This window comes from Nocardia sp. NPDC057353 (genome assembly GCF_042667085.1).
GTDB lineage: Bacteria > Actinomycetota > Actinomycetes > Mycobacteriales > Mycobacteriaceae > Nocardia.
The window spans coordinates 21,411-44,424 of record NZ_JBHVAK010000033.1; the positions used below are offsets into that span (position 1 = coordinate 21,411).

The 23,014-nt window shown below is 72.4% G+C and carries 26 protein-coding genes; 8 read left to right on the forward strand and 18 right to left on the reverse strand.

The annotated features are described in order from the left end of the window. Nucleotides 1-65 precede the first annotated feature (65 nt). Nucleotides 66-524, forward strand: a complete 459-nt coding sequence (locus ACFUUZ_RS18590) for an SRPBCC family protein (RefSeq protein ID WP_378697716.1) — start codon at nt 66-68, stop codon at nt 522-524. Between the two features lie 29 nt (nt 525-553). Next, nucleotides 554-1,549 (forward strand): iron-containing redox enzyme family protein, encoded by a 996-nt coding sequence (locus tag ACFUUZ_RS18595; RefSeq protein ID WP_378697718.1) that lies wholly within the window; start codon nt 554-556, stop codon nt 1,547-1,549. A gap of 11 nt (nt 1,550-1,560) precedes the next feature. On the opposite strand, the gene ACFUUZ_RS18600 is transcribed toward ACFUUZ_RS18595, so the two are convergent. Beyond that, nucleotides 1,561-2,490 carry a helix-turn-helix domain-containing protein gene (locus tag ACFUUZ_RS18600; protein WP_378697719.1) on the reverse strand — a complete coding sequence of 310 codons (930 nt, stop codon included), beginning with the start codon at nt 2,488-2,490 and terminating at the stop codon, nt 1,561-1,563. Between the two features lie 333 nt (nt 2,491-2,823). Here ACFUUZ_RS18600 and ACFUUZ_RS18605 point away from each other — a divergent pair, with 333 nt between their 5' ends. Beyond that, nucleotides 2,824-3,264 (forward strand): hypothetical protein, encoded by a 441-nt coding sequence (locus ACFUUZ_RS18605; RefSeq protein WP_378697720.1) that lies wholly within the window; start codon nt 2,824-2,826, stop codon nt 3,262-3,264. A 3-nt stretch (nt 3,265-3,267) separates the two neighbouring features. On the opposite strand, the gene ACFUUZ_RS18610 is transcribed toward ACFUUZ_RS18605, so the two are convergent. The 14 genes from ACFUUZ_RS18610 to ACFUUZ_RS18675 all read right to left on the reverse strand — a co-directional run bounded on the left by ACFUUZ_RS18610 (nt 3,268) and on the right by ACFUUZ_RS18675 (nt 14,866). After that, a complete protein-coding gene (locus tag ACFUUZ_RS18610) occupies nt 3,268-3,486 on the reverse strand; it encodes a CDGSH iron-sulfur domain-containing protein (protein ID WP_378697721.1) in 219 nt (72 codons plus the stop codon). Next, entirely contained in the window at nt 3,464-4,120 is a 657-nt protein-coding gene (locus tag ACFUUZ_RS18615; protein ID WP_378697723.1) for a HemK2/MTQ2 family protein methyltransferase, read from the reverse strand. Before ACFUUZ_RS18615 ends, ACFUUZ_RS18610 begins: the two co-directional genes overlap by 23 nt. 44 nt (nt 4,121-4,164) lie before the next feature. Further along, complete coding sequence (locus ACFUUZ_RS18620) at nt 4,165-4,827, reverse strand: histidine phosphatase family protein (protein WP_378697725.1); 663 nt, start codon at nt 4,825-4,827, stop codon at nt 4,165-4,167. Between the two features lie 51 nt (nt 4,828-4,878). Then, nucleotides 4,879-5,820: an exopolyphosphatase gene (locus ACFUUZ_RS18625; protein ID WP_378697727.1), complete on the reverse strand. Its 942-nt coding sequence runs from the start codon at nt 5,818-5,820 to the stop codon at nt 4,879-4,881. Continuing rightward, nucleotides 5,817-6,344 (reverse strand): DUF501 domain-containing protein, encoded by a 528-nt coding sequence (locus tag ACFUUZ_RS18630; protein ID WP_378697729.1) that lies wholly within the window; start codon nt 6,342-6,344, stop codon nt 5,817-5,819. Before ACFUUZ_RS18630 ends, ACFUUZ_RS18625 begins: the two co-directional genes overlap by 4 nt. Next, on the reverse strand, nt 6,341-6,925 hold the full coding sequence (locus tag ACFUUZ_RS18635) for a septum formation initiator family protein (RefSeq protein WP_378697731.1): 585 nt from the start codon (nt 6,923-6,925) through the stop codon (nt 6,341-6,343). Before ACFUUZ_RS18635 ends, ACFUUZ_RS18630 begins: the two co-directional genes overlap by 4 nt. 23 nt (nt 6,926-6,948) lie before the next feature. Next, nucleotides 6,949-8,235: a phosphopyruvate hydratase gene (gene eno / locus ACFUUZ_RS18640; RefSeq protein WP_378697733.1), complete on the reverse strand. Its 1,287-nt coding sequence runs from the start codon at nt 8,233-8,235 to the stop codon at nt 6,949-6,951. A 108-nt stretch (nt 8,236-8,343) separates the two neighbouring features. Next, a complete protein-coding gene (locus ACFUUZ_RS18645) occupies nt 8,344-9,078 on the reverse strand; it encodes a lytic transglycosylase domain-containing protein (protein ID WP_378697735.1) in 735 nt (244 codons plus the stop codon). A 38-nt stretch (nt 9,079-9,116) separates the two neighbouring features. After that, on the reverse strand, nt 9,117-9,770 hold the full coding sequence (locus ACFUUZ_RS18650) for a Fic/DOC family protein (RefSeq protein ID WP_378697737.1): 654 nt from the start codon (nt 9,768-9,770) through the stop codon (nt 9,117-9,119). 17 nt (nt 9,771-9,787) lie between these two features. Beyond that, on the reverse strand, nt 9,788-9,976 hold the full coding sequence (locus ACFUUZ_RS18655) for a hypothetical protein (protein WP_233020420.1): 189 nt from the start codon (nt 9,974-9,976) through the stop codon (nt 9,788-9,790). Nucleotides 9,977-10,045: 69 nt separating this feature from the next. Continuing rightward, nucleotides 10,046-11,458 carry an ABC transporter ATP-binding protein gene (locus ACFUUZ_RS18660; protein ID WP_378697739.1) on the reverse strand — a complete coding sequence of 471 codons (1,413 nt, stop codon included), beginning with the start codon at nt 11,456-11,458 and terminating at the stop codon, nt 10,046-10,048. Continuing rightward, nucleotides 11,455-12,441 carry an ABC transporter permease subunit gene (locus ACFUUZ_RS18665; protein ID WP_378697741.1) on the reverse strand — a complete coding sequence of 329 codons (987 nt, stop codon included), beginning with the start codon at nt 12,439-12,441 and terminating at the stop codon, nt 11,455-11,457. Before ACFUUZ_RS18665 ends, ACFUUZ_RS18660 begins: the two co-directional genes overlap by 4 nt. After that, nucleotides 12,417-13,373 carry an ABC transporter permease gene (locus ACFUUZ_RS18670; RefSeq protein ID WP_378697743.1) on the reverse strand — a complete coding sequence of 319 codons (957 nt, stop codon included), beginning with the start codon at nt 13,371-13,373 and terminating at the stop codon, nt 12,417-12,419. Before ACFUUZ_RS18670 ends, ACFUUZ_RS18665 begins: the two co-directional genes overlap by 25 nt. Further along, entirely contained in the window at nt 13,358-14,866 is a 1,509-nt protein-coding gene (locus ACFUUZ_RS18675) for an ABC transporter substrate-binding protein (RefSeq protein ID WP_378697745.1), read from the reverse strand. Before ACFUUZ_RS18675 ends, ACFUUZ_RS18670 begins: the two co-directional genes overlap by 16 nt. A gap of 337 nt (nt 14,867-15,203) precedes the next feature. Between ACFUUZ_RS18675 and ACFUUZ_RS18680 the strand changes: the two genes are divergently transcribed. The 5 genes from ACFUUZ_RS18680 to ACFUUZ_RS18700 are packed head-to-tail and all read left to right on the forward strand — an operon-like array spanning nt 15,204 to nt 21,126. Further along, nucleotides 15,204-16,343, forward strand: coding sequence for a TauD/TfdA family dioxygenase (locus ACFUUZ_RS18680; RefSeq protein ID WP_378697747.1), 1,140 nt, complete (start codon nt 15,204-15,206; stop codon nt 16,341-16,343). Continuing rightward, complete coding sequence (locus tag ACFUUZ_RS18685) at nt 16,330-17,325, forward strand: ornithine cyclodeaminase family protein (RefSeq protein WP_378697749.1); 996 nt, start codon at nt 16,330-16,332, stop codon at nt 17,323-17,325. The genes ACFUUZ_RS18680 and ACFUUZ_RS18685 overlap by 14 nt, the downstream gene beginning before the upstream one ends. After that, on the forward strand, nt 17,316-18,656 hold the full coding sequence (locus tag ACFUUZ_RS18690; RefSeq protein ID WP_378697751.1) for an alanine racemase: 1,341 nt from the start codon (nt 17,316-17,318) through the stop codon (nt 18,654-18,656). Before ACFUUZ_RS18685 ends, ACFUUZ_RS18690 begins: the two co-directional genes overlap by 10 nt. 20 nt (nt 18,657-18,676) lie before the next feature. Further along, nucleotides 18,677-19,711 carry a PLP-dependent cysteine synthase family protein gene (locus tag ACFUUZ_RS18695; RefSeq protein WP_378697753.1) on the forward strand — a complete coding sequence of 345 codons (1,035 nt, stop codon included), beginning with the start codon at nt 18,677-18,679 and terminating at the stop codon, nt 19,709-19,711. Nucleotides 19,712-19,719: 8 nt separating this feature from the next. After that, nucleotides 19,720-21,126, forward strand: a complete 1,407-nt coding sequence (locus ACFUUZ_RS18700) for an MATE family efflux transporter (protein WP_378697804.1) — start codon at nt 19,720-19,722, stop codon at nt 21,124-21,126. Nucleotides 21,127-21,256: 130 nt separating this feature from the next. On the opposite strand, the gene ACFUUZ_RS18705 is transcribed toward ACFUUZ_RS18700, so the two are convergent. From ACFUUZ_RS18705 to ACFUUZ_RS18715, 3 genes are all read right to left on the reverse strand, one after another. Then, nucleotides 21,257-21,832 carry a TerD family protein gene (locus tag ACFUUZ_RS18705; RefSeq protein ID WP_378697755.1) on the reverse strand — a complete coding sequence of 192 codons (576 nt, stop codon included), beginning with the start codon at nt 21,830-21,832 and terminating at the stop codon, nt 21,257-21,259. Nucleotide 21,833: 1 nt separating this feature from the next. Next, complete coding sequence (locus ACFUUZ_RS18710) at nt 21,834-22,331, reverse strand: pyridoxamine 5'-phosphate oxidase family protein (protein WP_378697757.1); 498 nt, start codon at nt 22,329-22,331, stop codon at nt 21,834-21,836. 131 nt (nt 22,332-22,462) lie between these two features. Next, nucleotides 22,463-22,924, reverse strand: a complete 462-nt coding sequence (locus ACFUUZ_RS18715) for a flavodoxin domain-containing protein (protein WP_378697759.1) — start codon at nt 22,922-22,924, stop codon at nt 22,463-22,465. Between the last annotated feature and the right edge of the window lie 90 nt (nt 22,925-23,014).

Consider the following 23,014-nt stretch of genomic DNA (forward strand, 5'->3'; position numbering starts at 1 on the left):
CCGGACTCGGGTCGGGAGCCACTCCGGCGAGGTTTCGGCCGGTCGGGCGGGGGCATTCGGAGCCCGTGATCGAAGTCGGTGTCACCGTTGAGGTACCCATCGAGGAGGCGTTCGCCACACTTTCCGATGGATGGCTCTATTCGTCCTGGGTGGTCGGCGCCTCGCACATCCGCGCGGTCGACCCCGAGTGGCCCGCGGTCGGTTCGCGCATCCATCACAGCGTGGGGCCGTGGCCGCTCACCATGCAGGACCACACCACCGTTCGCGCTGTTCAGCAGCCGTACCGACTGGAGCTGGAGGCCCGGCTGTGGCCGTTCGGCGCCGCCTACATCCGGCTGACGCTGCGCGAGGAAGGGCCGGGGCGGACCCGGATCGAGATGGCGGAGAAGGCGGTCAAGGGGCCCGGCGTGCTGGTGCCCGACCTCGCCCAGGGGCTGCTGCTGGTGCCGCGGAACCGGGAGTCGCTGCAGCGGCTCGCCGATCTGGTGCACGGGCGTGCTGACAAGGGGTCCGGGGTCCGGTAGAGCTGGGGTTATCGGGGTAGTCGGCCGATATGACGACCAGCGTTCGCACCCGTCTCGCCCTGCCGCGTGCCCGGGGCGCCCTTTCTTCAGCCGTGCTCACCGCGCTGCGCTCGGAGCCGGGTACTCCCGTTTCCCTGCCTGCCGGTGATGTCGATCCGTACGGCGATGATCTGCACCTCGCTTTGTACACGCTGTACGAGCTGCATTACCAGGGTTTCGACGGGGTCGCGTCCGGCTGGGAGTGGGATCCCGGGCTGCTCGCGTTCCGCGCGGAGTTGGAGCGGCGGTTCCTGGCCGCCATGCGGGCCGATGTACCCGGCGGTGCCGATCTGGACGCGGAGTTGAACGCGCTGCTGGTGCAGCCAGGGGAGCCTGCCGGGGTCGGCGCCTTCCTGCTGGATGAAGCGGAGTGGTGGCACGTGCGCGAGTACTTCGTGCACCGCTCGATCTACCACCACAAGGAGGCCGACCCGTACGCGTGGGCGATTCCGCGATTGCGGGGGCAGTCGAAGGCCTCGCTGGTGGCGGTGGAGTTCGACGAATACGGGGGTGGGCACGCGGACCGGGTGCACGCCCGGCTCTACGCGGACCTCATGGCCGCCGCCGGGCTGAACGACGAGTACCTGCACTACCTCGACGTGGTGCCCGCGCCGATGCTGGCGCTGGTGAACATGATGTCGCTGTTCGGGCTGCACCGGGAGCTGCGCGGGGCGCTGGTCGGGCACTTCGCGACGGTGGAGATCACCTCGTCGCCGGGGTCGCGGCGGATGGTGTCGGTGCTGGAACGGCTGGAGGCCGATCCGGCTTGTGTGCGGTTCTATGCCGAGCATGTCGAGGCGGATGCGGTGCACGAGCAGGTCATGCGGCATCAGGTGATCGCGCCGCTGGTGGCCGAGGAGCCGGAGCTCACGGAGTCGGTGGTGTTCGGGATTCAGGTGACGAACCTGCTCGAGGAGCATGTGGACCGGGTGTTGCTGGAGGCGTGGGGGGCGGGGAAGAGTTCCCTGCTCGAGCCGCTGGAGTAGGGCAGAGGTATCTACGGGCTCATATCCGGATCCACCCGGCGGAGTGCGGAGGCCAGCCACTCGGTGCGGCGGTGTGCGTCGGGCATCTCCGACAGACCTTCCGACGCTTCCTCTACCGCACGCACCTTGTCTCCCAGTAGCGACAGCACCCCACCGCGCTGCACCGCGGCGAATCCCGGTGTCCACCAGTACATCGCCGCCGGGGGCTCCAGGCCGTTCGCCTCGGTCGTGGCGGCGTCCGCCGCGAGCAAGGTCCGGTGGGCGTCCTGCGTCTCACCGCGTGCGGCCAGTAGTTCGGCACGGCGCATCTGTGCGTAGGCGACGAGTGCGGGGTGCGCACCGCGAACCGCCAGCGCCGCGTCCGAGAGGCCGATGACCGTGTCGTAGTCCCCCGTCGCGCTCCACTCCACGTATCCGGCGAACCCGAGTCCGTGGATCAGCCGGTCCCGATCGCCGGACTCGGCGGCGAGTTCGACCGCGGTCGTCAAGCTGCGCCGGGCCGCGGTATCCGCGCCGAGTGCGTGCTCGAGCCAGCCGCGGTACTGGGTCACCTCCGATGCCAGTGCCAGCGCATCGGCACGGACCGTGCGCGCCTGCTGGGCGAACTGTTCGGTCATCGCCGACATTCCCCGTACTGCGGGGAGTACCGCCAGTGCTCCGGTGGCGTCCTCGATTCGGCGGGTGGCTGAGAGCATTGCCGCCACATCGGCGAGCGCGCTCGCATCCACGCTCGCGGGCGACTTCGCCGCGGTGGTCAGCCTGCCGAGATCTGTTGTGCCGAGAACTCGTTCGTAAGCGGCCGTGACCCCTGCGGGGACTGGTCGCTGCCCGGTTTCGATGAGGTGCAGGTAGGTCCGGCTGTAGAAGGTCCGTTCGGCCATCCCCCGCAGTGAAATCCGCGCGGCCTGCCGGGCCGCGCGCAATAGAGCCCCGGTCTCCATACCCGAACGGTAGCGCGATCGCGTGGCCGTTGTGGACGGCTGCGGACACCGGAGCACGCCGGGATCGGCTGTTGCCGGGACAAGCTGAACCGGCATTCGACGCCGGGGGGATCGCCCTCGATTCCGGATGCCGACACACGACAGGGGAGAAGGCATGAGGCTGCGCGGGGACAGAGCAATCGAGGATTCGCAATGGTCATATCGGTGCGACGAGCACCCCGATGAGCTGGAGCGTTGGGACGCCGCGAGCGTGCTGACCCGGCACGCCGGGCGTGATCCTGCGTACTGCTTCCCCTATGCGGCGGCGCTCGTCCGGCTGTCCACCCCGCTGTCGTGACCGTCGGCCGCCCGGCCATGCCACACTGGCGCGAACTCACCACGGCCTTCCGGTTCCCGGTCGGCCGGCACGGCACCAGGCTGCTCGAGCGGGCCAGGACGCTGGCTACGCTGCACCGCGTACGCGGCCACCACCCCGGCCGCGAAGCCGTATTCGAGGCGAACCGGATCGCGCTGCGGCGCCAGATCGCGGAATGGATCATCGAGCACACCGAGGCCCGGTCGGGCACCGCCGCGCTGTGCGCCACCGTCATCGACGACATGGCGGCCGCACACGTGGCGGCGGAACGGCTGTTGCGCGCCGATCCACCGCCGAGTACCGAGGAGTTGCACGCCGCCTGGTACGACGTCGGATATCTGGCGACGCACTGGGCAGATCTGGTCGAGGAAGTGGTCCACGGACAGCGGCCGGTGCCGAGGCCGCCGGAGCGCGCGTGAGTCTCAGTCGTCGGTGCGGCGGGCGCGGCGGCGGTGGCTGGTGTCGCAGAGGGGGTAGATGTCGCTGCGCTTGCAGCGGCAGAGGGCGACGAGGAAGCGGTCGGATTTTACGATCGAGCCGTCTTCGCCGACGATCTCTACCGGGCCCTCGATCAGCGCCGGACCGCCCCGTTCCAGGGTGACCCGACGCCGATCGGGCTCACTGTTCGATGCGGTCGGCACGGATCACCACCAGCTCCTCCACCCGCTGCCCGGGCGCGATGAGCCCGGCCTCTTCCAGCCAGTCGGCGCGGCCGCGCATGACCGGGCCGAAGGGGGTGAGGGTGCGGGCGACGGTGGAGGCTTTGAGGCCGGTTTCGCGGAGCATGCGCAGGGTGCGTTGCTCGTCGCAGAGTTCGGAGTGGACCATGAGGGCGACGCCGTTGGGGGCGAGCAGGGTGGGGAGCGTCGCGCAGAGGTCGTCCAGGATCGAGCGGCCGTCGAAGCCTGCGTCCCAGGCGCGGTCGGCCCCGCGGGCCGGGTCGGGGTCGGCGCAGGGGACGTAGGGCGGGTTGGAGAGAACCACGTCGAAGGTGCGGTCGCGGAGCACCTCGCGGTAGTCGCCGCGGAGCAGTTCGACGGGGAGGCCGCGGGCCCGGCTGTTGAGCCAGGCGGTGGCGACGGCTCGGCGGGAGATGTCGACGGCCGTCACCTCGGCGGCTCCGGCGCGGGCGGCGGTGACCGCGAGCGCGCCGGTTCCGGTACAGATGTCGACCACTCGGGGGTTCCGGGGCAGGGCGGCATCGGCGAGGGCCCGGGCCAGCAACCAGGTATCGGCTTGCGGGCGGTAGACGCCCGGGAGTCGGAGGAGGCGCACGAGCCGCGAATACCTCCCATGATCAGGTCGAAACCCGGGGCGTTTCAGCTGGTCAGGTGGGTGCGGTCGTCGTAGGCGAGCAAGCGGAAGCCGGTGCGGGGGTCGCGCTGCCACGAGGTGACGGAGCCGTTGCCCGCCAGACCGCGCTCGGCGAGGGCGAGGATCTCGGCGTCCGGGAGGTGCTCCAGGACCTGGCGGAGCATGAGGACCACGGCGTCGTGGGCGACGATCAGGACCCGCTCCGGGCCGGTGTCGAGTAGTTCGGTGACGACGGCGCCGACCCGGTCCGCCACGTCGCGGAACGACTCGCCCTCGGGAGGCCGATAGCCGAGCGGGTCGCGGTCCTCCGCGGCGGCCTCGTCGGGGTGCAGGAGCCGGGCCCGCGCCTGCGACAGCACCCGGAACCGCCCGCGGTCGCGGTCGTGCAGGCGGTCGTCGATGCGGAACTCGGGCGCCGACCGCAGCTCGGCCACCGCGAGTTCCCAGGTGCGGCGGGCGCGCGGGTACGGGGAGCAGAGCACCAGGTCCGGGAGCTCGTTCTCCGGGAGCGCGGCGAAACGGCGGCCGACGTCGGTGGCCTGTCGCTCGCCGCGCTCGGTCAGGAAGACCTCCGAGTCCGGCAGGTACGGCCGCGCCACAGCGGGATTCGCGCCCGCCGCGTTGACCGGCGTCTCGCCATGCCGGACGGCTTCGAGGTAGCGCAACATGCCCGGGTAACGGCCGCGGCCTGCCGCACGTTCCGCGGGACGCGACCGGACCTACGCGATGGAGAGCGCGATCCCGTCGAGGATGTCGTGCTCGCTCACCACGAGCTCGGTGATCCCCGCCCGGCGGGACAGCTCGTCGGCCAGCGCCCGGACGATGACCGCACCGCCGCCGATCACATCCACCCGCCCGGGGTGCACGGGGCCGAGCGCGGCGCGCTGGTCGTGGTCGAGCGAGGTGAGCCGGTCCGACACCGCGTACACCTGGTCCAGCGAGAGCCTGCTCAGGTGCACCTTCGAGGCGTCGTATTCGGGCAGTTCGAGCGCGACGGCGGCGATGGTGGTCATGGTCCCCGCGACCCCGACCCAGGTGCGCGCCTGCTCCACCGGCACCGCGGCGAAGGCGGCGGCCAGCCGCTCGCGGGCGAACTCCGTGGCGGCGGCGACCTGCTCATCGGTGGGCGGGTTGCCGGGCATGGCCCGCTCGGTGATCCGCACGCAGCCGATATCGGCGGAGAAGGCGGCGCGCACCCCGTCGGCGTCGCCGAAGACCAGCTCGGTGGAGCCGCCGCCCAGGTCGACCACCACGTACGGCGCCTCGTCGGCGGCGAGCTCGCCGATGGCGCCGGCGAACGACAGCCGAGCCTCCTCGTCCCCGGTGATGACCTCGGCCTCGGCGCCGGGCACGACGGTGCCGAGCAGCTCACGGGTCATCCCGAAGAACTCCTCGCGGTTCGAGGCGTCGCGGGTGGCGGAGGTGGCGACCATGCGCACCTTGTCGACCTTCGCCTCGCGCATGGCGGCGACGTAGTCGGCGAGCGCGACCCTGGTGCGCTCGATCGCCTCGGGGGCGAAGGCGCCGGTGGCATCGACGCCCTGGCCGAGCCGGACGATCCGCATCTCGCGGTGCACGTCAGCCAGGGTGCCGTCCGCCTGGACGTCGGCGATCAACAGCCGGATGGAATTGGTGCCGCAATCGACGGCCGCTACCCTCATGCCTCGTTCTCCTCTCGCAGGTCCCGGTACTCGGGCCAGTCGGCGGGCACCGCGGTGCCGCGCAGGCCGTGCTCGGCGGCGAGCGCCACCGACTCGTCGCCCAGCGGGTTCACGCCTGGCCCCTTGGCCAGCGCGTGCGCGATCAGGACATGCAGGCACTTGACCCGGTCCGGCATGCCGCCGCCGGTGAAGTCGGTGCCGAGCGGCTCGATCTCGTCGCGTTCGGCGAGGTAGCTCTCGTGCGCGGCGCGGTAGGCGGCGGCCAGCGAAGGGTCGGTGCCGAGCCGCTCGGTCATCTCGCGCATGACGCCCGCCGACTCCTGCCTGCTCGCCTCGGCAGTGAGCCGAGGGTCGGTCAGGTAGTAGAGCGTCGGGAAGGGGGTGCCGTCCGGCAGCTTGGGGGCGGTGCGCACGACCGCGGGCAACCCGTCGGGGGTGCGGTAGGCGATGCCGAGCACGCCGCGGGGCTCCCGGCCCAGCTGCCGGGCGACGATCTCCAGGTCGTGCTGGGTGGGGGCGGTCACCGGGGTCCTTCCGGGGTGGGGGCGGGCTGGTCGAGGCTGCGCCAGAGGTCGGTGTACCAGGGGTCGGGTTCGCGCGGGCGGGTCGGCGCGGCGGCCACGGGCGGCGCCTCGATGCCGGGCACCTGGACGATGTAGGGGGTTTCGCCGGGGAAGACGAGCCGCAGCCGGTCCCTGGCCTCGGCGCGGATGTAGGCGGGGTCCTGCTGCTGCACCCTGCGGTCGCGCAGCTCGGCGACGTCGTCCTCCAGCCGCTGCCGCTCGGCGGCCAGCTGCACGGCCTCGGCGCGCTGCGAGAAGTAGGTGCGCATCGGCACCGCGAGGGTGAGCGCGAGGCCGCAGACCACCATGGCGAGGATCACCGCGCGGCCGGTGGAGAGCCCGAGAAAGGTGCGCTCGGGACGGTCGGAGCGGCGGGAGCGGCGGCCGCCCTCGCCGATCTTCTGCGCGCGCTTCTTCTCCGCTTCGGCGCGCCTGCGCGGCGCGCGGCCCGCGGTCGCGTGATCGGCGGCGGGGCGGGAGCGGGCGGACCGCGACGTGCGCCGACCACTCGGGCCCGCGCCGCGCGTCCGCCGCTCCGTCATCCCTCGCCGCCGATCACCGGTCGTCAGCCCTCGAAGGCGAACCGCGGGAAGGCGACGTCGCCCGCGTACCTGGCGGAGTCGCCGAGCGCGTCCTCGATGCGCAGCAGCTGGTTGTACTTGGCGACCCGCTCGCTGCGCGCCGGGGCACCGGTCTTGATCTGGCCGCTGCCCACCGCGACCGCGAGGTCGGCGATGGTGGTGTCCTCGGTCTCGCCGGAGCGGTGGCTCATCATGGTCTTGTAGCCGTTGCGGTGCGCGAGCTCGACCGCGTCCAGGGTCTCGGTCAGGGTGCCGATCTGGTTCACCTTCACCAGCAGCGCGTTGGCGGCGCCCTTGACGATGCCCTCCTCCAGCCGCTCCGGGTTGGTGACGAAGAGGTCGTCGCCGACCAGCTGCACCTTGTCGCCGATCAGGTCGGTGAGCGCGACCCAGCCGTCCCAGTCGTCCTCCGACAGCGGGTCCTCGATGGAGACCAGCGGGTAGGTGGTGAGCAGCTCGGCGTAGAACTGCGCCATCTCCTCCGCGGTGCGCGCGGTGCCCTCGAAGGTGTAGCCGGTGGCGGAGTTGTAGAACTCGGTGGCGGCGACGTCGAGCGCGAGCGCGACATCGCGGCCGAGGGTGAGGCCGGTCTTGCCGATGGCGGTGGCGATCAGGTCCAGCGCCTCGCGGGTGCCCGCGACGTCGGGGGCGAAGCCGCCCTCGTCGCCGAGCCCGGTGGCCAGCCCCTTGCTCTTCAGCACCGACTTGAGCGCGTGGTACACCTCGGTGCCCCAGCGCAGCGACTCCTTGAAGGTGGGCGCGCCGAGCGGGGCGACCATGAACTCCTGCACATCGACGCCGGTGTCGGCGTGCGCGCCGCCGTTCAGGATGTTCATCATCGGCACCGGGAGCACGTGCGCGTTCGGGCCGCCCAGGTAGCGGAAGAGCTCCAGCCCGGAGGACTCCGCGGCCGCCCGCGCCACCGCCAGCGAGACGCCGAGCAGGGCGTTCGCGCCGAGCCGGGACTTGTCCGGGGTGCCGTCCAGATCCAGCAGCACCTGGTCGACGGTGCGCTGCTCGACCGCGTCCAGGCCGATCACGGCCGGGGCGATCTCGTCCAGCACGCCCTCGACGGCCTTCTGGACGCCCTTGCCGAGGTAGCGGTCGCCGCCGTCGCGCAGCTCCACCGCCTCGTGCTCACCGGTGGAGGCGCCGGACGGAACGGCCGCCCTGGTCAGGGTGCCGTCGTCGAGAGCGATCTCGACCTCGACAGTGGGGTTACCGCGAGAGTCAAGGATCTCGCGTGCTCCGACCTGTTCGATGATGGCCACGAAAACGAACTCCTTCGGCAGCTGACAGGCATGGTCACACGGGCATGGCCCGTGCGCTGCGAGCCTATCGTTCCGGCCCGGACCTCGGTAATCGGCACTCCGGGCGGATCACACCCGGCGGCCGATGCTGTAGGCGGCGGCGCGGTCGCGCACGGTGAGCAGGTAGCTGTTGGACTGGTTGTAGGTCATGAGCGCGCGCTGCCAGCCCAGCTCGGAGGTGAGGTCGCCGCCGCTCGCGCAGAGGTAGCGGGCCGCGGTGAGCGCGGCGTCGTCGATGTTCTGCGGGTCGACGTTGTTGTCGCCGTTGGCGTCGACGCCCCAGCGCTTCCAGGTCTCCGGGATGAATTGCAGCGGGCCGACCGCGCGGTCGAACTCGCGGTCGCCGTCGAGGGCGCCGCGGTCGGTATCGGTGATCCTGGCGACGCCGGGGGCGCCGTCCAGGGGGATGCCGATGATCGGCGGGTGCACCCGGCCGTCCTCCGCCACCTGCGAGCCGCGGTAGGTGCCGTGCTTGCTCTCCACGCTGGCGATGCCCGCGAGGGTGGTCCAGGCGATGCCGCAGTCCGGGCGGGAGTTCGCCATGACCGCCGCCGCGTAGCCGTACGCCTCCAGTGCCTGCAGCGGGATCGCCATCCGCTCCGCCTGCTCCTCCGCCCAACCCCGGAGTTGCAGCGCCGCCCGGCCGGGGGCGTTCACATCGATCGCCGGGAGCGGGGTTCCCGGGCCCGGCGGAATCCCCTCCGGGAGCGGCTCCCGCTCCTTGCCGAACCCGCAACCGGCGAGCACCAGGGTCGCCACGATGGCCGCCGCCGCGCCCGCTCTTCTCCACACCACGTGGTCCATTGTGCCGGGGGCGCTCGAATACCCAGTTCAGCGTGGAATCAGTCGTAGAAATACGCGGGTTGATCGTCGAGGATGGTGGTGAACATCTGCTCGAGCAGCGTGAGGTCGCCGTTCGCACGGGCCGTGTGGCAGGCGGTGTGCAGCTCGGTCTTGTCGATCAGATCCCAGGCCAGGCCGCGGCCGGACTCGGAGAGCAACTGGTCGAAGAACTCGCGCTGCGCGCGGCCATTGCCTTCGCGGAACGGGTGGGCGAAGTTCACGTAGTCGTACAGATAGGCGAGCAGGCCGGGCGCGTCGCGGTCGTTCACCGCTCGCAACCGATCGAGTTCCCTGATCCGGTCGGCCACGTGCGATACCGCTCGCCCGGCTTCGATTGGCGTGCAGAATGATTCGCCGCCCTTTTCGAGACCGACGGTCCGCAGATCTCCGGCCCACTCGTAGACGTCCTGAAATAGGAACCCGTGCACTGCTCGCAGGTGGGCGAGGTCGTAGGTCCGCTCGACGAGCTCCGGAGCTTCGCGCAACTCGGCGACGCGGATTTCGACGAGATCGTTTTCCGCGTCGGCGAGATCGTCCCTGTTCGTCGCTCCGACTCGGTTCCGCAACACCTCGGTGCCGGGCAGGAAGTAACCGGTCCAATTCACGTCGGCATCGCCCGTATCCCAGGGCGGACGTGTTTCACCGCTGGACACGGTGTGCCGCTCGTGCGTCAGTCCAGGTTGTAGCGGGCGCGCACCCGGGCGCCGAGCTGAGCGATGTCGATCTCGCCGCGGACGTAGGCATCCTGATCAGCCCGGGTCGCGTCCGTGCTCCGGGCACCTTCCAGCTTGCTGGTCGTCCGGGCAGCGCGAATGACGCGCGCACGACGTGTGCGCTCGTCGGCTGGTCGCTCGGCCATCGGGTCACCTCCGCCATTACTCCCCCTCGATTTTACCGGCTCGTCCCCCGCCGGGATGACCATCTTCGCTCAGCCCAGCAGGGCCCGCGTGGCGGGGTGCGTCGCAGCGGCGAGGAGGGCGGCGGTGGGGCCGGATTCGACGACCTTGCCCGCGTCGAGGACGAGGGTGTGCGGGCAGAAGGTGGCGATGAGGGGGATGTCGTGGCTGATGACGAGGAGGGTGGTGCCTCGGGTGCGGAGGCGGGCGAGGAGGGTGAGGACGGCGGTGGCGGTGGTGTGGTCGAGGGCGGCGGTGATCTCGTCGCAAATCAGCACCGCGGGGTCGGCGGCGAGGGCGCGGGCGAGGGCTACGCGCTGGCGTTGGCCGCCGGAGAGTTCGTGGGGGCGGCGGGGAGCGAGGTCGGCGGGGAGGTCGACGGCGGTGAGGAGGTCGGTGATGCGGGAGGGGAGGTCGGCGCGGGGGACGCGGGCTACGCGGCGGAGGGGGCGGCCGATGATTTGGGCGACGGTGCGGCGGGGGTTGAGGGCGGAGCGGGGGTTCTGGGTGACGATCTGGATTCCGCGGGGGCGGCGGCGGGGGTCGAGTGGGATCGGTTCGCCGTGCAGTTCGAGGGTGCCGCTCGCGTCGGGGTGCAGGCCTGCGAGGACTCGGGCGAGGGTGGTCTTGCCCGCTCCGGAGGCGCCGACGACGGCGAGCGCCGAACCCGCGGTCAGTTCGAGGTCGATGTCGGTGAGCACCTGGACGCCGCCCGCGTGGGCGGTGAGACCCGTTGCGCGGAGCACGATCTCGCCGGGCGGAGCTTCGTCGGTGAGAGCGACGGCAGCAGGAACGGTTGTGGCGGAGTCGAGTTCGATCACCTGGTCGGCGATGCTGTGCACGGTTGCGGTGTCGTGGCCGGAGAGCAGGACGGCTACCCCGCGGTCGCGGGCGATCCGCTGGATGAGCGCGGCGATCTCGGTGCGCAGGGCACCGTGCAACCCGGCGAATGGTTCGTCGAGAACGAGGACGTCGGTGCGGCGGACCAGGGCGCGGGCCAGGGCGACGCGGCGCTGCTGGCCGCCGGAGAGGGTGCCGGGGCGGCGCGGCAGGAAGGTCTCGTCGAGGCCGACGGCGCGCAGGGTCTCCGGGATGCTCGCGCTCTCAGCCGCTACCTCGCCGAGGAGGGTGCGGACCCGGAGCAGCGGGTTCAGCGCGGAGCCGGGGTCCTGGGCGACGTAGGCGATGTGCGTGCGGCGGAATCGGCGCAGGGCAGGCGGGTCGAGGGTGCGGACGTCGTGGCCCGCGACGGTGAGCGTGCCCTCGACGGTCGCGCCGGGCAGGCGTTGGCCGAGCAGCAGCCGCATGAGCGTGGTCTTGCCGCTGCCGGAGGGGCCGGTCAGAGCGGTGACCGTGCCCGGTTCGATGTCGAAGTCGCGCGGCCCGAACAGTTTCCGGCCGTCAGCGGCGATCAGGGCGAGGCCGCGCGCCCGTACCCCGCTCACGACCGCTCCGTCCGGCCGAGTGCGCTCGCGGCGAGGTTGACGCTCACCGCGATCACGGCGATGGCGAGCCCGGGGGCGAGCACCGCCCACGGGTTGAGGACGATGCCGGAGCCGTTGTCGCGCACCATGACCGCCCAGTTGGTGGCGCCGAGGGTGGCGGGGAGTTGGAGGAACGAGGCGGTGCTCACCAGGTAGACGGCGGCGACGAAGCGCAGGCCGAGCTGGGCGGCGATCACTTCGCGCAGGTTGGGGAGCACCTCGGCGAAGACCAGGTGCGGGAGCGTCTCGCCGGAGGCGCGGGCGACCTCGACGTAGCCGGTGGCGGCGATGCCCGCCGCGGCGGCGGCGAAGACGCGGGCGCAGTACGGGACGCCGAAGAGCAGGGCGACGAGCAGGAGGCCGGCGATACCCGCGGTCGGCCACGAGGTCAGGACCAGCAAAATACCGAGGACGGCCGGGATGAGAATGGCGAAGTCCGCGCTGCCCTCGATGAGCCTGCCCCAGGCGGGGCGCAGGGCGGCGAGCGCGCCGAGTACCGCGCCGAGCAGCGTGGTGCCGATGGCGATCGCCGCGGCGAGGAGCAGGAGTCCCCAGCCGCCGTGCAGGAGCCCGCTGAGGACGTCGTGGCCGAGGCGGTCGGTGCCGAGCGGGGCGCCCGCGGCGGGGTCGGCGAAGGGCATGCCGACCGGATGGTCGACCGGGTGCGGGGCCAATGCGGGTCCGGCGGCCGCCAGCAGCACCACGACGAGCGCGGGCAGCACCGTGAGCAGGACGCGCCACCGCCGCGCGAGGCCGGGCACCCCCGCACGCCCGCTGTCCGGCCGGTCCCCGCGCAGGCGCGGCAGCACCCCGCCGAGCAGCCTTTTCACCATGCCGCCAGGCGCCCCCGAGCCGGAACCGCGTGCGTCGGGCACCACGTCGTGCGCCGCCCGCGCACCACTGCGCGCCTCCGGCGCGTTCATGCCCGCCCCCGCACCGACCACGCCCGCACCGCGTCCGCGACCGCGAGCATGGCGAGCACGCTCACCGCGGTGAGCGCGACGACGGCGGCGACGAGCGCGGCGTCCCGGTCGGCGACCGAACCGGCCAGTAGTGCCCCGACGCCGGGGTAGTTGAAGACGGCTTCGACGACCAGCGCACCGCCGAGCAGCATGCCGACGCTGGTGGCGAACCCCGCGACAATGGTCGGCAGCGCGAAGGGAAGCACATGCCGCAGCAGCACCACCCGCTCGGGCAGCCCGTCCAGCACCGCGGTCTCGACGTGCGGCTCGCGCGCGGCGTCGGCGAGCGCGGCGCGCACCACCCTGACGTTCCAGCCGATCTGCGGCACCGCCAGCGCCAGCACCGGGAGCACCAGCATGTCCGCGCGCACCGGGAACCCGGAGCGCCCGCTCACGGTGACCGCGGGCAACCACCCGAGCAGCAGCGAGAACACCGCGACCAGCAGCACCGCGAGCACGAACTCGGGCAGCGCCGCCGCCACCGAACTCCCCGGCTGCAGCGCCCGCCCGAGCAGGCTGCCCGGCCGCAGCGCCCACCAGGCGCCGAGCAGCAGCGAGCCGAGCACGGTGAGCAGCAGCGCGAGCCCGCCGAGCAGCAGCGTCTGCGGGAAGGCGCCCGCCAGCAGCTCGCCGATCGGCCGTCCCCGCGCGGTGGCGCCGAAATCACCGGTGAGCACCCCGGAGATCCACGCACCGAACCGGACGAGCAGCGGCCGGTCCAGCCCGAGCTCGTGCTCCTTGGCGGCGACCTCCGCATCGCTCGCCTCCCGGCCGAGCACCGCGCGGGCCCCGCTGCCCGGCAGCAGCTCCACCGCGACGAAAACCGCGGCGAGCAGCGCGAACAGCAGCGCGACCCGCTGCGCCAGCAGCAGGCCGAAGACGGCGGGAGCGGACCGGCTCAACCCGCCAGCCATGTGCGTTCCAGCTGCACCCTGGCGTACCCGCCGAGCGTCGGCAGGTCGCGCACGGTCGCCGCCGCCACGTCGATGCCGTCGGCCATCCCCCACACCAGGTAGCCGCCGCGGTCGTACTCGATGCGCTGCAGCGTGCGGATGGCGTCGGCATCGTCCGGCGCGGCCAGCGCCCGCGCGGTGGCGGCGTCGAATTCGGCGTCTCTGAAGGCGGTTTCATTGCGGTTGGAGCCGGAGGCGAGCAGGGTGCGCGCGTAGAAGAGCACGGAGTCGTTGGTGCCCCAGGAGACGGTGTAGAGCGGCGCCCGCAGCCAGCTGCGGTCGTAGAAGACGCCGGACTCCTCGGTCACCACGTCCAGCTTCAGCCCGATCTCGGCGAGCTGGGTGGCGAGCACCCGCGCCGACTCCACCTCGCCCGGCGCCTCGGCCTTGGTCACCAGCGGGTACCGAGCGCCGGTGTCGAAGTTCGCCTCGCGCAGCAGGGCGCGGGCCCGGTCCAGGTCGCGGCTGCGCTGCGGCAGCGCGCGGTCGTAGCGCGGGTCGCCGGTGCCGAGCACGTCGTTGGCGACCGTGCCGTAGCCGGAGTGCACCTGGTCGACCAGGGCGCCGCGGTCGACCCCGAGCCGGAGCGCGGCGCGCACCCGCGGATCGGCGAAGGGGCCGTCCGAGGTGCGCACGGCCAGCCCGAGCATGGTGTCGTTCGCCCGCCGGACCACCTGCAGGTCCGGCCTGCCCGCGGCGGTCCGGCCCGCGATGGCGCCCGCGTTGGAGGCCAGGTCGATCTGCCCGGCCAGCACGGCGTTGCCGAGCGCGGTGGTGCTCTCGAAGGCGGTGACCTCGATGGCGTCCAGCAGCGGCGCGCCGCCGTACCAGCCGTCGTTGCGCACCAGCCGGGTGGTGCCGCCGTCGCGGGACGCCAGCCGGAAGGGTCCGGTGCCGATCGCGGCGGTGAAGTCGGTGGTGTCCCGCTTGACCGTGAAGGTCATCAACCGGACCAGCAGCGGCAGTTCGCTGTTCGGTTCCTCGACGGTGAGCAGTACCCGGTTCGGGCCGTCCGCGGTGATGGCCTCGGCCGCGACCGGCAGCTTGGCGGCGCCCGCCACGGTGCGCAGCCTGCGCAGCGACCACACCACGTCGTCGGCGGTCACCGGGGTGCCGTCGTGGAAGGTGGCGTTCTCGGCGAGGGTGAAGGTCCAGCGCCGGTGCTCCGGATCGGACTCCCAGGAGCGGGCGAGCCGCGGCACGACGGTCGGGTCGGCGCCCGGCACCGTGAGCGGGTCGTAGAGCAGCGAGGCGATCAGGAAATCGCTGTCGTTGCTGAGGTTTCCGTGCGGGTCGCGCTCGGTGCGGGCCGAGGTGCCGAGCGCGCCGACCCGCAGCGTGCCGCCGCGCTGCGCGGGGCCGCCGGCCGAACCGCCGTTCCCGCACGCCGCGAGCGCGAAGAGCACGCTCAGCCCGGCTCCCGAGGCCAGCACCTGCCGCCGATTCCACCGCATCACGCCGCCTTCCCTCCAGGCCGCCCGGCCCGCGTCGTCGCGTAACCCGATGCGTCGCAACCGCCCTGATGGCACACACCGGCAAGGTCAGGCTAGCCTAATGATGGCGGGAACTCGGCACAGTCGAGGCAACCGGCGTGTGCGCGACTCGCCGCAGCCGGGATTCGCCCGGAAGTTGCCGAACGGGTATCGTCGGCGGCCGTTCCGGTCATGTCGTACCGCTATGTGTGGCCTTGCAAATTAGGCAAGCCTTGCTTAACCAACGCCCGACCCACTACCTTCGGACTCGAATCGTCTCATCCGCTTCCGGCTCGATCCGAAGAAGGGACCCCACTCGGTGAAAAGCGTTCTCTCCGAACGTTCGACGTTTCACCCGCAGGCCGTCGAGCGCCGCGAGATCCCGCCCGCGGCGGGCGCCGCGATCCGCGCCGCCGCTGATGCGATCTGCGTCACACTCGGGCTCGACGGCGACACCACCGCAGCCGCGACGCTGACCGACCCGCGCATCGTCGCCGCGGTGCGCCGGTACGTGCCGGGGCTGCCCGGCTCGGTCGCGGCCGCGGTGCGCCCGCCGAGCACCTCCGCCGGTGCCACAATCGTCGGCGGACTGCCGGTGCGCGACGCGGAAATCGGCGCCACACCGCAGGATTGGCGCGCCGCCGCGGGCCGGGACGGCGCCGCCGCGCCGACCGCCGCCTCGCTGCGGCTCGACATCTCCCTGCTGCTGCTCGCCGCCGCGGCGGGTGAGCCCTTCGGCTGGCGCGGCCAGCAGGGCGGGCGGCTGGTGAACAACATCGTCCCGGCGGCCGGGCACGAGCACGAGCAGTCCGGCGCGAGCAGCAGCACGCTGCTCACCCCGCACACCGAGGACGCCTTCCACCCCGAGCGCGCGCACCTGCTCCTGCTCGGCTGCCTGCGCAACCACGACATGGTCGGCACCACCGTCTCCTCGGTGCGGCAGGTCGAGCTCACCGCCGCCGAGCGCCGCACGCTGGCCGAGCCGGTGCTGCCGATCCTGCCCGACGTCTCCTACGGCGACGCGCACGACCGCGCGGCCGCTCCGGCGCTGCCCACGCTCTGGCACCCCGGCGACATCGAATCCGACGGCGCCGCAGCCGAACTCACCACCCGCTACGACCCGGCCTACACCCCCCTGGACGACGCGGGCGCCGAGTACCGCCGCGCCTACGCCCGGCTCGGCGCCGAGCTGGAGCGGGTCTGCCGGGTGGCCGCGCTCGCCCCCGGCGAGCTGCTGCTGGTGGACAACGATGTCGCGGTGCACGGCCGGGTACCGTTCACCGCGCGCTACGACGGCACCGACCGGTGGCTCAAGCGCGTCAATATTCGTCTTCCCGAGCGGCGCAGGCGCGCCGCCGAGAACCGTGAGAATGGATACGGGCAGCAGATCGTTGCCCCGTTTCGCACGGTGACAGGACGGGACACCTCCGATGATCGAGGAAGCGATGAGCAACCGTGACCGGAGCACGCCGCTGCGCGTGCTGAGCCGGAGCGATCTGGCCGATGTGCCGATCACCCCCGCCGACGTCGTCCGCGCGGTGGAGGAGGCGTATCTCGCGCTGGCCGCGGGGGAATCGGACAATCCGCGCAAGCTCAGCGTGGCCAACCCGGACGGCTGGTCGGTCGCCTACGCCATGCTCGGCCGGGACGGCAGGCGCCGGGTGGTCGCCATGAAGACCTCGTACAAGTTCGATCCGGGGCACGACCGCAGCACCAAGCGGTACTACACCACCATCACGCTCTACGACGACAGCACCGGCGCGCCGATCGCCATGATGGACTGCGCGCGGGTCGGCGCGCTGCGCACGCCCGCGGTCTCGGCGCTGCTGGTCCGCGAGACGGTGCGCCGCGGCGCGGAGAGCGTGCTGCTCATCGGGACCGGCACCCAGGGCCGCAATGCGCTGCCGCACCTGCTCGCGGCGAATCCGCAGCTGCGCAAGCTCATGGTCTACGGCACGCACCCGGAGGGGCTGGCCGCGGTCAAGGAGAACCTGGCGGCGCACCAGCCGCACGCGCTGCTCGAGGTGGTCGAGGACCCGGTGGCCGCGGCGGGCGGGGCCGACGTGGTGCTCGCGACCGCGGGGCCCGGCACCGAGGTCGCGCTGGAGGCCGACGACCTGCCGCCGGGCTGCACCGCCGTCCTGGTCGGGTACGGGCTGGCGCCGTCGGCGCTGGTGGAGGCCGATCGGGTGATCGCGACCAGCGCCGAGCAGATGGCGCTCACCGGCACCGACATGGCGGGCCCGGACGGCGTGCTGCGCGCGGTCGACGCGGAGCTGCCGCGCATCCTGAGCAGGCGCGCGGTCGCCAGGCGCAGCGACGACGAGAAGATCTTCGTCTACAACAGCGGGCTCGTGCTCACCGATGTCGCGGTGGCGCACGCGCTGGCCGAGCGGGCGATCGCGGAGGGCCGCGGGGTCGAGGTGCCGCTGTGGGACTGACCGGGATCGCCGCCGCGCCGCTGCCCGCCCACCGCGACCGGTGGGAGCAGCGGCTACTGGCCGATCCCGGGCTGCTCGGCGAACTGACCGACATCGTCGGCGGCCCCTTCCACGTGCTCTTCCCGGAGCGGGTGGTGCGCGCGGTGCGCGAGTTCAGGGCGGCCTTCGAGGCCGATGGCGTCACCGGCGCGATCTACTACGGCAAGAAGGCGAACAAGGCGGCCTGCGTGGCGCGGGCCTGCGCCACCGCGGGCGCCGGGATCGACGTGGCCAGCACCGGTGAGCTGGTCGCCGCGCTGGCCCAGGGCGTGCGCGGCGGCGAGCTGATGGTGACCGGCCCGGCCAAGTCCGGCGAGCTGCTCTGGCTGGCCGCCAGGCACGGCGCGCTGATCGCGGTGGACGCGCTGGACGAACTGGACCGGCTGCCCGCCGCCACCGACGGGGCGCCGCCGCCGCGCATCCTGCTCCGCGCCCTGCCGCCCGGCTCGACCAGCCGGTTCGGGCTCACAGCCGAGGAGCTGGACGAGGCGCACCGAAGGCTGGACCGGCTCGAAGGCCGGATCCGCTGGGAGGGGCTGAGCTTCCACCTCTCCGGCTACGACGCCGAGCAGCGCGCGGAGTTCGCGCACACGTTGCTGGACCGGCTGGCGGCCGCGGCGGCGAGCGGGCACCCGGGCCGCACGCTCTCCATCGGCGGCGGCTTCGGGGTGGACTACGTCCCGGCGGCGGCATGGGCCGAGTTCACCGCGTCGGCCGGGCCGCACTGGTTCCACGGCGACACCGAGCCCGGCTCGTACTACCCGTACCACTTCCCGGAGCCGGGCGCGGCCATGCTCACCGCCATCCTGCGGCACCGCGGGCTGGGGAAGCGCCTCGTCGCCACCGACACCGTGCTCGCCATCGAGCCGGGGCGCGCCCTGCTGGACCGGGCCGGCTGTACCGTGTTCCGGGTACAGGGCCGGAAGACCCGGCTCAGCGGCGGCGAGCCCTACGACCTGCTGACCGTCGACGGCACCAGCCTGAGCCTGTCCGAGCAGTGGTTCGACAGCGAGTACCTGCCGGACCCGGTGCTGTGGCCGCCGCGACCCGGCGTCCGCACCCCGACCAGCGTCGGCGCGGCCACCTGCCTCGACTCCGACCTGCTCAGCAGGCGCCGGGTGCCGCTGCCCCGCCGGGCCGAGCCCGGCGACCTGCTGGTCTACCCGAACACCGCCGGGTACCAGATGGATTCGAACGAATCCGCCTTCCATGAACTCCCCGTCCCGCCGAAGATCGTGCTCACCGAGCGCGAGGGGACGCTGCGCTGGCGTCTCGACGCGGCGCCCACCTGAGATCAAGAGGAGAAGATTCCATGCCGCTCGTCACGCGCGTGACGGACCTCATCGGCCGTACCCCGCTGTTCGAGCTCGCCCGCACCGCGACCGGCACCAGGCTGCTGCTCAAGCTGGAGACCTTCAACCCGACCGGGACGGCGAAGATCCGGATGGCGCGGGAGATGGTGCTCGATGCCGAGCGGCGTGGTTTGCTGGGAGTTGGCGGGCATATCATCGAGTCCACGTCCGGCAATACCGGGCTCGGGCTCGCGGTAGTGGCCGCCGAACGTGGGTACCGCTTCACCGCGGTCGTCGACCACCACGCCTGTAAGGACAAACTGCGCGCGATGCGAGCCATGGGAGCGAATCTGGTGTACGTCGCCGACGAGGGCGACGATAGCCTCGCCACCTCGGCGCGGGAGGACCTCGCCGAGGCGATGGCGGCCGCCGAGGACGGCGCGTACTTCACCGAGCAGCACAACAACGACGCCAACGCCGTCGGCTACCACGCCGTCGCCGACGAGTTGCTCGCCGACGTCGAGCGGGTGGACATCCTGCTCTCCGCGGTCGGCACCGGCGGCTCGCTGTTCGGCACCGCGACCCGGCTGCGGCAGCTCGGCCACGTGCCGTACGTGGTCGGGGTGGAGCCGGAGGGCTCGATCGCCTTCGGCGGCGAGGGCGGGCCGTACTGGCAGTCCGGCACCGGCACCCCGCCCGGCGCCACCATCGGCACCGCGGTCGACTACTCGCTGCTGGACGAGGGCGTGAAGGTCACCGACACCGACGCCTTCGCCACCGCGCGCGCCGTCGCCGCCAAACTCGGGTTGCTGATCGGCGGCTCGGCGGGCGGCTCGGTGCACGCCGCGCTGGTCCGGCTGGAGCAGTTCCCGCCCGGCTCGACCGTGGTGACGCTGGTCTGCGACGGCGGCGAGAAGTACCTGGACACGGTCTTCGACGACACCTGGATGGCCGAGCGAGACCTGCTCGACCCCGCCGCCGAGCAGTCGGTGGGCGCCATGCTCGACAGCTGGTCGCCCGCGCTCGCGGGCGCGAACCTCGTGGAGGCGCGGTGATCGACCGGATGCGCAGCTCGGACGCGGGGCGGCTGGCCGCGCTCGCGACGCCGATCGCGAGCACCCAGCTGGCGCAGATCGCCGTCTCCACCACGAATATCGCGATCATGGGCTCGCTCGGGGTCGGCGCGGTAGCGGCGGGCGGGCTGGCGCTGGTGCTCTTCAACCAGATCCGCACCATGGGCGTCGGGCTGATCACCGCGAGCGGCAACCGGGTCGCGAGCGCGGTCAGCGCCGCGGGCAAGCGCGGCGACTCGGCCGACGCCGAGGTGCGCGACATCGTGCGCGGCAGCTTCCTGATCGCCACCGTGGCCGGGCTGCTCGGCGGGGCGGTGCTGGTCGGGCTCGGGTACTCGCTGCAGTGGCTCGGGCAGGACGCCGAGGTACTCGCCGCGGCGCGGCCGTTCATGATCGCGCTGGCGCCTGGGCTGCTGCCCTGCCTGTGGTTCCAGGTGCTGCGGCAGTACACCGTCGGCATGCAGCGGCCGCAGGCGCTGCTGCTGGTGACGCTGGGCTCGGTGGCGCTGAACCTCGGGCTGGCGCTGACGCTCGCGCACGGCTGGCTCGGGCTGCCGAAGCTGGGGCTGACCGGGATCGGCATCGCGACCTCGCTGGTCTTCCTCGCCATGTTCCTGGCCTTCGCCGTGCTGGTGCGGCGGGATCGGCGGCTCGCCGCCGCGCTGCCGCGCACGCCGTGGCCGGTGCGGGCGCGAACCGTGCGCGCCGAGCTGAAGCTGGGCTTCCCGATCGCGCTCACCTACGGCTCCGAGGCGGGCATGTTCTCGGTGCTGGCGCTGGCCATGGGCAGTCTCGGGCCCGCGGCGCTGGCGGCGCACAATGTCGTCTACCAGATCATCTACATCGTGTTCCAGGTCGCCATCGGGATCTCGCACGCGGCGTCGATCCTGGTCAGCGAGGCCGCGGCCAGGGACGAGTTCGACCGGGCGCGCACCCAGCCGCGGCTGGCGCTGCAGGGCGCGGCGCTGGTCGCGGCGCTGACCGGGCTGGTGTACATCTTCGCCCCCGACCTGGTGCTCGCCCCGTTCCTCGACACCGGCGACGACACGACCGTGGCGCTGGCGCACACGCTGCTGCTGATCGGCATCGTGCTGCAGTTCTTCGACGCCGCGCAGAACATCGGCACCGGGCTGCTGCGCGGGCTCAAGGAGACCTCGGCCGGGTTCCGGCTCTCGCTCGTCGGCTACTGGGGCGTCGGGCTCCCCTCGGCGCTGCTGCTCGCCTTCCCGGTCGGCCTCGGCGCCGCAGGCATCTGGTGGGGGCTCACCGCGGGGCTCGCGGCCACCGCGGCGCTCATGCTGCACCGCTACCTCGCCCTGCTGGACCAGCGCGAACGCGAAACGGTGTCGCTGCACGCCCACACGCCCCCCTTGGGGCTCGCAGCGGGCAACAACTAACGCACCCCGCACGGGTTCGCGCCCGGCTCGCGTCCGAGTGGTCGAAGCGCCCGCGCCGCAGGCGCAAGTCTCGGCCGCTCGGACGCGAGCCCCCGAAGGGCGCGAACCCCGTCGCGCGGAGGCGCGACAATCAGATACGGACGCCGTAGTCGCGGGCGATGCCCGCGAGGCCGGAGGCGTAACCCTGGCCGATGGCGCGGAACTTCCACTCCGCGTTGTGCCGGTAGAGCTCACCGAAGACCATGGCGGTCTCGGTGGAGGCGTCCTCGGAGAGGTCGTAGCGCGCCAGCTCGGAGCCGGTCACCGCGTCGGTGACGCGGATGTAGGCGTTGCGGATCTGCCCGAAGGACTGCGCCCGCGCGTCGGCGTCGTGGATCGAGACCGGGAAGAAGATATTGGTGATGGTCGGTGGGGTGGCCGCGAGATCGACATTGATCACCTCGTCGTCGCCGTCGCCCTCACCGGTGAGGTTGTCACCGGTGTGCTCGATGGTCCCCTCGGGCGAGCGCAGGTTGTTGTAGAAGACGAAGTGCGAATCCGACAGCACCTTCAGGTTCGGCCCGGTGGCGAGCGCGCTCGCGTCCAGGTCGTAGTCGGCTCCGGTGGTGGTCCTGACGTCCCAGCCGAGCCCGACCGAGACCTTGGTCAGGTTCGGTGCCTGCTTGGACAGCGAGACGTTGCCGCCTTTGGCCAGCGTGACGCTCATGTCATCCTTCCGTTTTCGGGTTCTGCTGCTCCGCCCATTCGCGCAGCGTGGCCACCCGGCCGCGCAGTGCGTCCAGTTCGGCCTCGTCGAGCACCGTGCGCTGGATGCCCTGCGCGACCGTGAACGCCGACTGTCGATGGTCGTCGATGGTGTCGACATCGATCTGTACCGGAACATAGTCGCTCGCGCCCGGCATTCCGTCCGCGAGCACCGTCGCGGTGCCGCGCGCGCAGAGCGCGACATCGCCGCCGCCGAGGATGAGCAGCGCGACCTGCGGCTGCGCGCGGAGCCGCGCCAGCGAGCCCCGGTCGAACTTCAGGCTGATCAGAATCCGCCGGTCGCCCGCGCGCACCGGCCAGGAGACCGGGATGGCGTGCGGGGACGGGTCGGTCGTCACCAGCACCGCGATGGTCTCGGTCGGCCACACCGGCAGGACGTCGAGTTCCGGATGCTCGTCGGCGGAGTGGTCGTGCTCGGTCAGGCTCGCTCCTGCTGCCATTTTCGTCACCTCGTGGGGATCGCTGCGGCGCGGTGGGCTGTTCCCGCGCTTCCCCTGCAGTTTAAGACCCGGGCGACGGCACCGCTGGCGCCCGGTTCGATCGGCCGTGCGGCGGGCCGTGGCAGATGCGTTCAGGCCGTGGCGAGTTCGAAGCTCGGCAGCGCGCGCAGACCGCGGGCCCATTCCCCGGCCAGATCCCTGACCTTCACCTCGGTGGAGGCGTCGTGGCGCGCGTGCTCGCCCAGCTGGACGGCGCCGAGCGCGTTCAGCTGCTCGGCGATGATCTCGCCGCCGCGGTTGAAGGTCTCGCCGTAGACGCTGTCGCCGAGGCCGAAGACGGCGAAGCGCAGCCCGTCCAGCGCGGGCCGCTCGCGCTCCAGCGCGGCGGCGAAAGGCTCGGCGTTGGTGGGGAGTTCGCCGTCGCCGTAGGTGGAGCAGACCATGATGTGCAGCGCGGCGGCGTCCAGATCGGCGACGTCGAACTCGCCCATGTCGTAGAGCGAGACGTCGTGCGCGGCGAGCTCGCCCGCGATCACGTCGGCCGCCGCCTCCGCCGTTCCCATCTCCGACCCGAACAGGATCACGATCCGCACGAGCGTTACTCCTTCTCACCTGGAAATATGGTGAGGCTATCCTAACAGCGTTGCCGAGCGATTGACGGATCCGGGAAACGCCTGCATCAT